The sequence below is a fragment of the Proteiniphilum saccharofermentans genome (assembly GCF_900095135.1).
GTDB lineage: Bacteria > Bacteroidota > Bacteroidia > Bacteroidales > Dysgonomonadaceae > Proteiniphilum > Proteiniphilum saccharofermentans.
Window position 1 is genome coordinate 1,213,170 of sequence record NZ_LT605205.1, and the last position, 13,765, is coordinate 1,226,934.

General features: G+C 45.3%; 6 protein-coding genes. 5 read left to right on the plus strand and 1 reads right to left on the minus strand.

Going from position 1 to position 13,765, the window contains the following annotated elements; genetic code table 11:
* The first annotated feature begins 499 nt into the window (after window positions 1–499).
* Window positions 500–4,642 carry a hybrid sensor histidine kinase/response regulator transcription factor gene (locus tag PSM36_RS04705; RefSeq protein WP_076929306.1) on the plus strand — a complete coding sequence of 1,381 codons (4,143 nt, stop codon included), beginning with the start codon at window positions 500–502 and terminating at the stop codon, window positions 4,640–4,642.
* Between the two features lie 56 nt (window positions 4,643–4,698).
* Here the strand turns inward: PSM36_RS04705 and PSM36_RS04710 are convergent, their stop codons facing one another.
* On the minus strand, window positions 4,699–6,855 hold the full coding sequence (locus PSM36_RS04710) for an elongation factor G (RefSeq protein WP_076929308.1): 2,157 nt from the start codon (window positions 6,853–6,855) through the stop codon (window positions 4,699–4,701).
* A gap of 553 nt (window positions 6,856–7,408) precedes the next feature.
* Between PSM36_RS04710 and PSM36_RS04715 the strand changes: the two genes are divergently transcribed.
* From PSM36_RS04715 to PSM36_RS04730, 4 genes are all read left to right on the plus strand, one after another.
* Entirely contained in the window at window positions 7,409–10,084 is a 2,676-nt protein-coding gene (locus PSM36_RS04715; RefSeq protein ID WP_076929310.1) for a calcium-translocating P-type ATPase, PMCA-type, read from the plus strand.
* A gap of 258 nt (window positions 10,085–10,342) precedes the next feature.
* On the plus strand, window positions 10,343–10,609 hold the full coding sequence (locus PSM36_RS04720) for an OadG family protein (protein ID WP_076929312.1): 267 nt from the start codon (window positions 10,343–10,345) through the stop codon (window positions 10,607–10,609).
* A 21-nt stretch (window positions 10,610–10,630) separates the two neighbouring features.
* Window positions 10,631–12,550, plus strand: a complete 1,920-nt coding sequence (locus PSM36_RS04725; protein ID WP_076929314.1) for a biotin/lipoyl-containing protein — start codon at window positions 10,631–10,633, stop codon at window positions 12,548–12,550.
* Window positions 12,551–12,553: 3 nt separating this feature from the next.
* Entirely contained in the window at window positions 12,554–13,762 is a 1,209-nt protein-coding gene (locus PSM36_RS04730; RefSeq protein WP_076929317.1) for a sodium ion-translocating decarboxylase subunit beta, read from the plus strand.
* The last annotated feature ends 3 nt before the right edge of the window (window positions 13,763–13,765 follow it).

Consider the following 13,765-nt stretch of genomic DNA (forward strand, 5'->3'; position numbering starts at 1 on the left):
TAAGGTTTTTAGATGCCTGATCATCGGCATTTTACTCTTAAATCAATATAATGTCTAGTAGGTTTTTGAACTTTTTAAGCTTTCAAGGTTGATCTTTACAATAAAATCAATATCTCTCTATAAAATCAAATTTTTTTAAAGATCTCAGGCTTTTTATTCATAGGCAAATTTCATTTAATTATATTAAAATATTATTTAAGACTCACAGTGGGCAAAGGTAGACCGGCGGGGTATAAATCAACTCTAATTATCACTCAAAAAGGTGGAAAAATATGAAGACAACTCTATTTTAACATAGCGTTTTACCGCTAATCCTTTAATAATTAGCTAAGTTTATTGGTAGGCTCCTTTTCCTGATAAGTTATCTTTTCACATAAATTCTTTCTGAACCAAGTTGAGTTTTCTTATTTTTGTAGAATATAAGATGCGCCTCAGCATAGCTCAAGTAAACTTGGCTCTGCATTCGACTTTCGCTATTTTTGTGAAAAATCTGATTTTGATGAAGAAGTTGTCACCAGATATTCTACCCGGTCATTTAACATTACTTTACGCCGTTTTCATTTTACTGTTCGGCTGTACAGATTTTATGTATTCTCAACAGAGCAGCGTTGGGTTGGATTTTAATATCCTGAGTACGACGGATGGTTTTCCCACCAATGAAATACAGAAAGTATACCAGGACCGGGAGGGATTTATGTGGTTTGCCACGAGAAACGGACTGTGCAGGTACGACGGATACCAGATAACGGTCTATAGCTCCAACCACCTTAAATCGCCTGTACTGACGAGCAATAATATTTATTGTCTTGCAGATGATGACCACGGAAATCTTTGGGTTGGTACGTATAACGGGATGAACCGGTTCGATAAGAGGTCGGGGACGTTTGAGCCGGTTGAGATCCGGAATACAAGCAACAAGGTGGTCTCCTGTATTCTCGTAACCCAAAATAATGAGGTCTGGATCGGGTTGGATGACGGACTATTCCGATATGATCCCCGGGAGAATACCTTTACCCACCATAGCCTGCAAAGAATTGGCGATATTACCATAACCGGTTCGGTTAAATCTATTATTGAAGATACCTCCGGTGAAATATGGATCGGCACGTGGAATAGCGGATTATACCGGTATTCTCCCTCTAAAAATATCTTTTACGCTTATCCGCAACTGAATCAGCGCAACTCGGCGCATGCGATTTATGAAGACGGTAGGAAAAATATCTGGATAGGAACATGGGGTGAAGGTCTTCATCTGCTTGAAAATCCCCGTGATATGGGGAACCTCCGGTTGAAGACATACCGGCACGATACCAACGACCCGGAGAGTTTGTCGGATAACCTTGTCTATGATATCTGCGAAGATATCCACACGAATACCTTATGGATAGGTACCCGTAGCGGCCTTAGTATGCTGGAATATGATAACCCTTCCGGATTTATCAATTGGAGTACAACTCATAAGACCAATAAGCTTCCCTCCAACGAGGTCAATTCCATTATCCGGGATAACAAGGAAAATATCTGGATCGGTACTATCGGCGGAGGTGTCTTGTTTATAAATACGGAAAAGTCGAAATTCAATTTTTTTGGTGTAGATCTTCCGGAGATACCTACCGGAGCGATACGGTCGGTTTTTTTAGATAATGATGATAATATGTGGATGGGTGTAGGTACATACGGAGTTGTCCTGCATGATAAAAAATCGGGAAAGACTATCTCGCAACTGGCCTTGCCTGAATTCAACGGAATGGGTCAAATTACAACGTATGATATCAAGCAGCGTAATACCGGCGAAATACTTTTCGGTACGTATGGAGGCGGGTTATGGGTATATGAAAAAGGAAAACCTGTCAAAACGTATACTGAAGAGAATTGCAGTTTCATCAGTGATAATCGTATACGGAGCATTTACATCGACCGACAGCAGAATTGCTGGCTTGGAACGCAATATGGGCTGGGTGTCTGGCTCAGCGATAATACAGGAGTTACTTTCGATGAGATCATTATCGATGGTAAGCGCCTGGAGCCGTCAAGTATGATCGATATCGCGGAAGACGATACCGGCAGAATATGGGTTGCAACGATCGGTAATGGTATAATATCGGTGGAAGGTGATCCCTGGCGTAAAGAAGGACTCACTTTCAGGAACTATACTGCTGAAAATGGAAAGATATCCGCTCACACCATCAATGTGCTGCATTATGATACCTTCGGACGTTTATGGGCGGGAGCCGAAAACGGAAGGTTGTACCTGTACGACAAAGTGTCGGACTCGTTTATCGACAAATCGCCCCAATTCTCTATTCTGGGAACCCTGATTAGTTCCATCAGGGAAGACCGGCAGGGAAATCTGTGGATCGGTACAAGCAACGGACTTGCCAGGCTCTCGTTCAATGAAACAGCCGAACTGACAAGCTATCGGGTTTATACTACAGCCGATGGGTTATGCGATAACTTTTTCATATCGAAATCATCCTGTAATCATAACGGAGAGTTGTTTTTTGGGGGGTATAAAGGATTGGTAAGGTTCAATCCCGATAATATAGAGGTAGAGATCAATCCGACACCGTTTTATATAACCGATATAAGGGTATTGAACACCTCTTTCTATAACCTGGATAAGGAAATAACCGGCAAAATATCTGAAAAAGTCCCTTCTTTCTCTGATCGGATCACGATTCCGCATAAGTATAACAATTTCAGTATCCATTTTGCGACCCTCAATTACAAAAATCCCGAACTGAACAGATATGCCTATAAACTGGCCGGGTTTGATCCGGACTGGACATATGCCGATTCGAAACAAAATGTGGCTTATTACAATAATCTTTCGCCGGGACAGTATGTTTTTCAATTGAGGGCGACTACGCAGAATGGCGTGTGGAACGATGAGATTAAAGAGATGCGAATCAATGTGCTGCCCCCGTTCTGGCTTTCATGGTGGGCTTTTGTCATCTATTTTTGTACTTTCGTGCTGATCGGTTATGCGATCTACCGGAATATCCTGAATCGCATACATCTTCGTAATCAATTACGGTATAAAGAGATAGAACAGGAAAAAGCAGAAGAACTCAACCATGCCAAACTACAGTTTTTCACGAATATCACGCATGAATTCCTGACACCGCTCACCATTATTTCGGCTACAGTGGACGAATTGCAACAAATATCACCCCGGAATGACGACCTGTATGCGACTATGGGGCAGAATATCAACCGGTTGTCCCGGTTGTTGCAACAAATCCTGGAATTCAGGAAAGCCGAGTCAGGGAATTTGCGATTGCGCGTTGCATACGGTAATATCTCCGAATTTATAAGGAACGCTATCGAGTCGTTTTATCCGCTGATCAGGAAAAAGAAACTTCATTTTTCCTACGTGAGTGATCCGGAAAATATCCAGGGATTGTTTGATATTGACAAATTGGACAAGATTCTCTACAATCTGGTCTCAAATGCTGCCAAATATGTTTCGGAAGGGGGCTCCATACGGGTAACGCTATCATACCGGGATGAAGAAAAAGACCATATCCTGGTATCGGTAAAAGATGATGGAGCGGGAATCTCGAAAGAAGACCAGCAAACATTATTCAAACGGTTCTACGAGGGAAATTACCGTCGGCACAAAACTACTGGTACCGGCATCGGATTATCACTGGTAAAAGACCTTGTCAACCTCTATCACGGGACGATACAGGTGGAAAGCGAGATCGGTAAAGGGACTGAATTCACGGTCATTCTTCCCATCGATGTCTCCTGTTTCGAGGATTCAGAAATCGATACGAATAAATTTGAAACCGTCCGGGAGCCGACAATCGTTGAAGCCCCTGCGATAGCAGAAGAAAACGTACCTACGACGAAAAAACAAAAAACATCATCCATATTGGTTGTGGAAGACAATGCGGAGATATTGCAGCTTATTCATCGGTTGTTAAACAGGGATTATCATGTATTGACTGCTACAAACGGAAAAGAGGCGATGCTTATTCTCGAACATGAAAAAATAGATATTATTGTTTCGGATATTATGATGCCGGAAATGGATGGCGTGGAACTGTGCAGATCGCTGAAGAACAATATTGAATATAGTCATATTCCTATTATCTTACTGACGGCCAAAACCGATGAGAAAGACCGAGCCGATGCCTATGAGTCGGGAGCCGATGCATTTATCAGTAAGCCTTTTAACCTGAACGTACTGCATGCGCGTATCAAAAATCTCTTAAAAAGCCGGGAACGCATAGCACGGGATTTTAAAAACCAGCTGGTATTTGAATTGAAAGACCTGGAATTCACCAATCTCGACGAAGAATTCATACGAAAAGCGATCGATTGCGTAAACCGGCATTTAGATAATACGGAATTTGACCAGCAACAGTTCTCGGAAGAGATGAACGTAAGCAAGTCCACGCTGTATAATAAGCTGAAAACCCTTACAGGATTGAATACTTCGGCATTTATCACGAATATCAGGTTAAAAGCGGCCTGCCGGATCATGGATCAAAACCGGAATATCCGGATATCGGATCTGGCTTATGCTGTGGGGTTCAACGATCCTAAGTATTTCAGTTCCTGCTTCAAGAAGGAATTCAATATGCGTCCGAGTGAATATATAGAACGATTTTCGGGTACATTGGGAGAATAATCAAACAGGGGCGGCCAAACGGTCGCCCCTGATGTTGAAGTAGTGTGTGGTTATTGTTACTCTTCCTTTTCCTGTGCCTCATACGCTTTCAACAGTTTTTCCTGTACATCGGAAGGAACCAGTTCATAGCTCGAGAATTTCATGGAAAAAGAAGCCCTTCCACCGGAGATGGAACTCAGCGATGTGGAGTAGGAACTCATTTCTTTCAGGGGCACTTTCGCCTTCAGTTTTTCGAATCCTTTTTCACTTTCCATACCCATGATCATGGCACGGCGTCCCTGCAGGTCACTCATCACATCGCCCATATATTCACCCGGTACGGATACCGTTACATCATAGACAGGTTCGAGGATCTTGGGCCCTGCATTTTTGAAGGCGGTACTGAACGCATTGCGTCCTGCGAGCATAAAAGAGATTTCATTGGAATCCACAGGGTGCATCTTGCCGTCGTACACAATCACGCGTACGTCGCGGGCATACGATCCGGTAAGGGGCCCCTGCTCCATACGGGCCATGATCCCTTTCAGGATAGCAGGCAGGAAGCGGGCGTCAATGGCTCCACCCACGATACTGTTCACAAATACCAGTTTGCCGCCCCAATCCAGGTTGATCTCCTGTGTATCGCGGTTCTGTACTTTGTATTCCTGCCCGTTAAAACGATAAACTTCCGGCACAGCCATCCCTTCGGTATAAGGCTCTACAATAAGATGCACCTCACCGAACTGGCCGGCACCTCCCGACTGTTTTTTGTGGCGGTAATCGGCACGCGCCGACTTCGTAATGGTTTCGCGGTAAGGGATCTTGGGCTCCAGGAATTCAATCTCGATCTTATCGTTGTTTTCCAACCGCCATTTCAATGTTCTCAGGTGGAATTCGCCTTGTCCGGAGACAATAGTCTGTTTCAGCTCCTTGGAGTTTTCCACCAACCAAGTGGGATCTTCCTCTTTCATGCGGGTGAGGGCTTCGCTCAGCTTTTCGGAGTTCGACTCGTTGACAGCCTTGATCGCCCGGCGGTAACGGGGTTCCGGATAACGGATGAAGTCAAACTTGTTCTCGGTATCTTTTGAGTTGAGTGTATTTCCTGTACGCACGTCTTTCAGTTTTACCGCTGCGCCGATACTGCCAGCCTGTAACTCTTCCGCTTTGTTGCGGATCTGTCCGGCCACGGTATAAAGCTGTACGAGGCGTTCTTTTGAACCGCGGTTAGCATTGACGAGATCGTCGCCTTCTTTCACCGAGCCTGACATTACCTTAAAATAGGAAACTTCCCCGATATGGGGCTCGACCGTTGTTTTAAAGAAAAACAAACTTGTGGGGGCTGATGCATCGGGTTTCACTTCTTCCCCTTCGCTGTTAAGAGGGGTAGGGACATCAAGCGGAGAGGGCGCCACCATACTCAGGAAGTTCATGATACGGTGCACAGCCATATTTTTTTCTGCTGACGCACAGAAGAGCGGGAAGAGGCTGCGGCTGATCATTCCCTTGTGGATACCGTCTCGCATCTCTTCTTCGGTAAGGGAACCCTGATCGAAATATTTTTCCATCAGACCTTCATCGTTTTCGGCTGCTGCTTCCAACAAAGTCTGATAATATTCTCCCGCTTTTTCCTTCTCACTATCGGGGATTTCCAATACGTCGGGGGCTGTAGCACCCGGTTTCCATTTATACAGCTTTTGCTTCAATACATCCACGATCCCGTCGAAAGAACTGCCGCTGCCAATAGGATATTGTACCGGTACGACTTTGTTACCATATTGTTCTTTCAGGCTTGCAAGGGTGTTGTCGTAATCTGCTTTCTCATGGTCCATCTGATTCATCAGGAAAAGGAGCGGTTTATTCAGGTCGTCCACATAGCGGAGCTGATTGACGGTGCCAACTTCTATCCCGTTGGCAGCATCGATCAGCATCAGTGCCATATCCGTAACATTGAGGGCTGAAACAACTCCTCCCACAAAATCATCCGAGCCTGGACAATCGATAAAATTCATCAGTTTCTCTTTCCACTCGTATGAAAAAACAGTGGAGAAGACGGAATATCCATATTCCTTTTCTACAGGGAAGTAGTCACTCACGGTATTTTTTCCGTCTACCGTACCGCGTCGTTTTATAAGACCACACTCGAAAAGCATGGCTTCTGCGAGAGTGGTCTTACCTGAGCCTGCATTGCCAATGAGGGCAATGTTCCTGATTTCGTTTGTTTTGTAAACTTTCATACGCTTTTTTATTTTTTTTGTTGATGTGTATGGAATATTCGCGTTAAGCCAAATGGGCAGAGCCAAGTTTACTTGAGCTATACCATGGCGAGTGAATATCTAAATTTGTTTGAACTCGCAATAATCATGTGTCCGTGTGAGAATAGTTCTCTTGCTCGTTTCATGATTAGAAAATATTATAATGTTATTAATATGCCCATAAGACTAATTAATAAAGAAGTCAAGAAGTTTGAAAATCTTGAATATTGAATCTTAATCTTGAATTTCTATAGTCTTAGTTCTTGATCCTAATTTTTAATTGTATGAAAAAAGACTTTGCCGTGGTATAAATACCGGCAAAGTCATGCTATCCAAAACAGCGCCGCAATATATAAAAAACGTATGACAAACAGTGATTCCATAATTATGTTATATAACATATAGTGGAGTGAATTGTCTAAAGAGGAGTAGGGAAGGGATAAACATTTTTTTCTACCGTTTGTTTATTCTGCATATGTTTCAGGAGGGTTACTCCAGCCATGAAGACGCACGTTTATATTTAAAAGATTAAAGAATGAAAGATCGCTATTACAGTCAACCGGTTGAAGAGATATTGCAACAATTAAAAGTTTCATCAGATAGAGGACTTTCGGAAGATGAAGTGAAAGAACGGCTTACCCGGTATGGCCCCAATCAACTCCAATCCCAAAAACAGAAAACACTCCTGATGATGTTCTTTGAACAATTCAAGAGCATCATGGTAGTTATTTTACTTATCGCTGCCGTCGTGTCGGGAGTGATCGGCGTCATGGAGGGCGAAGGATTGGTAGAAGCTTTTGTGATATTGGCGATATTGGTGATTAACGCGGTGATCGGTACGGTACAGGAGAAAAAGGCACAATCATCGTTGGATGCGTTGAACAAGATGAGTTCACCTCATTCGAAAGTGTTACGGGAAGGACAGGTGACAGAGATCACATCCACCGAAATTGTGCCCGGCGATATAGTGGTGTTGGATACAGGCGATATTATCCCTGCCGATTTGCGTCTGATAGAGGCGGTGAATATGAAAGTACAGGAATCGGCTCTCACTGGTGAGTCGGTACCTGTAGAGAAGAGTGAGGAAGTGTTGGAGGCGAAAGAACTTCCTTTGGGTGACCGGGATAACATGGCTTTTTCTACCAGTACTGTAACGTACGGACGTGGTAAAGGAGTGGTGGTCGGTACCGGAATGGAAACCGAAGTGGGCAAGATAGCCCATATGCTCCAAAATACGCAGGATACGGAAACGCCGATGAGTAAACGTCTCGGACAACTCGGTAAAGTGTTGGGTTATGTAGCGCTGGGGATCTGTGTCTTTATATTTATTATAGGCGTCTTGTACGGCAATCACTGGTTAGAGATGCTGATGATGGCTGTCAGCCTGGCAGTAGCGGCTATCCCTGAAGGATTGCAGATAGTCTCCACTATTGTATTGGCTATTGGCGTACAGCGCCTGGTGAAGTTGAACGCCATCGTGCGTACATTGCCTTCAGTAGAGACATTGGGGAGTGTCACGGTGATCTGCTCCGATAAAACCGGTACGCTTACACAGAATAAAATGACCGTCGTGGAAGGATGGACGGGTGGCAACCGCATCGATTTCCGCAATCCACCGCTTCCCGAAGAACTCGATAGCGATGAGCAGATGTTGCTGCAATCATCTTTGCTCTGTACCGATGCACATCTGAAAATGTTGTCAGGCGGAGAACATGAGATTGCCGGGGATCCTACGGAAACTGCTATTGTGGATGCTGCTCTCGGGCTGAAAATGGATAAAAATGAACTGGACAACCGCTTCCCTCGCGTGGAGGAGGTACCGTTCGACTCTGAAAGGAAAAGAATGTCGACCATTAACCGCATGGCGGACGGGAAATTCCGCGTAAACCTGAAAGGGGGGCTGGATGAGGTGCTTGCGGTTTCAACCCGGATACTTATCCACGGAAAGGTGCGTCCTGTTACCGAAGAAGATATTGAGACCATCAAAGAGGAAAATCAGCGGATGGCACAATCGGCATTACGTGTACTTGCCGTCGCATACAAAGATATGGATACCCTCCCTGATGAAGTAAGTACGGAAACGATTGAGAAGGATCTCATCTTCGTGGGGCTGCTCGGTATGATCGATCCGGCCCGTCCCGAAGTGGTGGAAGCGGTGAAAAAGTGTAAGACGGCCGGCATTCGTCCCGTGATGATCACCGGTGACCACAAGGTGACGGCAGTCGCTATTGCCGGTGAGATAGGGATTTACAATGAAGGGGATAAAGCCGTTACCGGTACCGATGTGGAAGAGATGGACGATGATACGCTTTATCGGGACGTAGAGGCCTATTCGGTATATGCGCGTGTAGCTCCTGAACACAAGGTAAGGATAGTGAAAGCCTGGCAATCTCATGATGATATCGTGGCGATGACCGGTGACGGGGTGAATGATGCGCCGGCGCTCAAACAGGCAGATATCGGTGTATCGATGGGAGTGGTGGGCACCGAAGTAGCCAAGGAAGCATCCGATGTGATCCTGACGGACGATAATTTTGCGACCATCGTGAGCGCTGTGGAAGAGGGACGCCGTATTTATGACAATATACTAAAAGCTATACAGTTTCTGCTGTCAGCCAATGTGGGAGAGGTATTACTGATCTTTATCGCTTCTATTGCCAATATCGGCAATCCGTTAACCCCTATCCTTATATTATGGATTAATCTGGTCACAGACAGTCTTCCTGCGTTGGCATTGAGTATGGATCCTGCCGATAAGGATGTGATGACCCGCAAACCGCGGGATCCCAAACAGGGATTTTTCACCAGAGGGATGATCCGGAGAATAGGCTACCAGGGAGCTACTATCGGCCTGATCTCATTGGCTGCTTATATTATTGGCTTTAAGGATGGAGGTCAACCTTTAGGACAGACTATGGCTTTTGCCGTACTGGGTTTTTCGCAATTGTTACATGTACGCAATCTGCATTCCAACAGACGTTCTTCTTTCCAAACAAGTATATTCAGTAACAAGTCATTGCTAGGAGCAATCTTCTTGTCGGCTCTACTCCTATTTGCTGTACTGGTGATACCTGGCGTAATGGAAATTTTTGGTGTAACGGCGATGGATGGCACTCACTGGCTTTATGTAGGCCTTCTTTCTCTGGTGCCTATTGTTGTGGTAGAACTGATGAAACTGATGAAGTTCAATCACAGTAAAGACGAATATTGAAATTAATGTGCCAATGTACCAATGTGCCAATGTCTCCGGTTTGGTAGCATACATATACCCCGGGTTGTATGCTCCTTGAGGATATTAAAATCACGTTAAACAATCCTTAAATTGCGCAAAGTGTAGTTTTTTGTGCAATAAATCAGATATTTTTCGTATTTTTGGAATTCGAAATTTACATTCTTGTGTTAAATCTGCCCTAATCCTTTCAATTTAATTTTGTTAGGTTGTCATCTTTTGGGTTAAAAAAAGGTATATATGGAAAATCTGAATACGGCATTAGGCCTATTGGTGGTAGGAATGGTTACTGTCTTTATTATTCTTTGGCTGGTTGTAGTGATTGGTAATTTGGTGATTCGCCTCACCAATCGTTTTATTCCGGTGGCAGATCCGTCGGCAGGTAAGCCCGGAAATGGAGGTACTGCAGGAAAGAGGGTTCATTCTAAGAAACTTGCAGCCATTGTGGCAGCCGTGGATGTGGTGACACAGGGAAAAGCCAATGTGGAATCCATAGGGAAGAAATAAATCAAAAAATACATTTTTAATATGGGAAGAGAGATAAAATTCAGTCTTATGTACAGGGACATGTGGCAATCGTCCGGTAAATATGTTCCCACTGTAGAGCAGCTCACGGAGGTAGCTCCTGCAATTATTGATATGGGTTGTTTTGCCAGGGTGGAGACAAACGGCGGTGGTTTTGAGCAGATCAACCTGCTGTTCGGGGAGAACCCCAACAAAGCTGTACGTGAATGGACACAGCCCTTTAATGATGCGGGTATACAAACGCATATGCTGGAACGGGGATTGAATGGAATACGTATGAGCCCGGTACCGGCCGATGTGCGCAGGCTGATGTTCCGGGTGAAGAAGAAACAGGGAACCGATATTGCCCGTTCATTCGACGGACTGAATGATCCCCGTAATTTAGAGAATTCCATTAAATTCGCCAAAGAGGCAGGGATGATTGCCCAGGCTGCGCTCAGCCTGACGGTATCGCCCATTCATACGGTAGAATATTACACTGAGTTGGCTGATACCCTGATAGGAATGGGTGCCGACGAGATCTGTGTCAAGGATATGGCTGGCGTGGGGCGTCCCGCAAGCATCGGTAAGATCATCAAAAAAATCAAAGAGAGACATCCTGATATTCCTATCCAGTACCACGGCCATGCCGGTCCCGGTTTTCAGATGGCTTCCATCCTCGAAGCTGCCTATGCCGGTGCGGAATATATTGATGTGGGTATGGAGCCGCTGGCCTGGGGAACAGGACATGCTGACGTGCTGGCAGTACAGGCTATGCTTAAGGATGCCGGTTTCAAAGTACCGGAGATCAATATGAAAGCTTATATGAAAGTGCGTTCTCTCACACAGAAGTATATTGATGATTTTCTCGGTTATTACATCAACCCAAAAAACCGGTTGAATAATTCACTGCTGATCGCGCCAGGATTACCCGGCGGTATGATGGGCAGCCTGATGGCCGATCTGGAGAATAACCTTTCTTCCCTCAACAAGTGGAAGAAGAAGCACGGACAGCCGAAACTCACGCAGGACGATTTGTTAATCAAACTGTTTGATGAAGTAACTTATGTATGGCCCAAGATAGGGTATCCACCGCTTGTCACGCCGTTCAGCCAGTATGTCAAGAACCTGGCGCTGATGAACGTATTACAGCTTGAAAAAGGCAAAGAACGCTGGACTATGATCGCTGATAATATCTGGGATATGATCCTGGGTAAGTCGGGTAAACTCCCCGGCGAGCTAGCTCCGGAAATAGTGGAGATGGCGAAACAGCAGGGGCGTGAGTTCTATACCGGCGATCCGCAGGCACTCTATCCTGATCAGTTGGATGAGTTCCGTGCAGAGATGAAGAGAAATAATTGGGATTTTGGACAGGACGATGAAGAGTTGTTTGAATTAGCCATGCATCCGGAACAATACAGAGCCTATAAGTCGGGTGATGCCAAGAAGTCTTTCGAAGCCGAATTGGCTGATAAAAAAGCAGAAAAAGAAGCATCGGTAGCTCCGGTACCTCCAAGAGCGGAGGCAACCAATGTCAATAGTTTCCAACCCAGAACACTGGTTGTCAATATTGATAATGAAGAGTATGTAGTGAATATATCCTATCCCGGAAACGGGGATGGAACGTCTCTGCCGCAACCCGCTGTTCAGTCAACCGCCCCTGTAAAGCAACCAACCGCAGTAAATGCGACACCACTCTCTTCTAATGGACAGGTAAAAGAGGTGGTTTCGCCGCTGGAAGGGAAATTCTTTCTTACCAAAGATTCTTCGGAAACTGCGGTGAAGGTAGGGGATACTGTGCAGGCAGGTGATATTATCGGTTATATTGAGTCGATGAAGACTTATAATGCCGTGGCTGCTGAAGAGAGCGGTAAAGTGACAGAGATTTGCTTCGCTAACGGTGCTGCAGTAGACGAAGATGACGTACTCATTAAAATGGTATAAGAAATGAGTGAAATCTTTGCCAGTTTGACAGAAATGACCGGATTCGGTATGATAGGGTGGGAGACCATTTTGATGTGGGTAATCGCATTTGTCCTGTTATATCTCGGTATCTTTAAAGAGTATGAACCGCTTCTGCTTGTTCCTATCGGTTTTGGTGTGTTATTGGCCAACCTGCCTGGCGCAGGGCTTGGAATAGTAGATAATGCCCTGGTGCAACATGCCGACGGCAGTTATATGAATTTACTTGATATTGCCGGCGAGTACGGTATTATGAATTTCCTCTATTACGCATTGATCAAGACCGGTATTTTGCCGCCTGTCATCTTTATGGGAGTGGGTGCGCTTACCGATTTCGGGCCAATGCTGCGTAACCTCAAGCTCGCATTGTTCGGTGGTGCGGCACAGATCGGTATCTTCTCGGTATTGCTTGCCGCCGTTATTATGGGCTTTACACTGCCGGAAGCCGCTTCCCTCGGAATTATCGGTGGTGCCGACGGGCCAACGGCTATCTATACCACCATTAAGCTGGCACCTCATTTGTTAGGCCCTATTGCCATTGCCGCCTATTCTTATATGGCGCTGGTACCGGTGATCATTCCGGCGGTGGCTAAGTTACTGATGACCGAGAAGGAATTCAAAATTCATATGAAGAAGATGGATAAGCAATATCCACCCAAGCATGATATCAAGCATCTGAAGATTGTAAAGATCATTTTCCCAATCGTGCTGGGAGTGGTCGTGGCGGTTTTCGTACCTTCTTCAGCACCGTTATTGGGTATGTTGCTGTTCGGTAACCTGGTGAAGGAGATCGGTGCTAATACCGGCCGTCTTGCGGAGGCTGCTTCCGGTCCTATCATGAACACAGCGACCATATTCCTGGGGCTGACTGTAGGAGCTACCATGACATCGGAGGTATTTCTCTCCGGACAAACGCTGGGCATTATCGTAGGGGGATTCCTTGCTTTCGCAGTGTCGGTGGCCGGCGGGATTGTGGCTGTGAAGGTTACCAATATGTTCTCGAAGAAAAAGATTAACCCCCTTGTGGGCGCTACGGGACTGAGTGCCGTACCCATGGCATCGCGCGTAGCCAATGAAATGGCCTTGAAATACGATAAGTCGAATCATATCCTGCAGTACTGTATGGCCAGTAACGTATCCGGTGTGATCGGGTCGGCCGTTGCGGCAGGTGTATTGATCTCGTTTTTAGGTTGATAA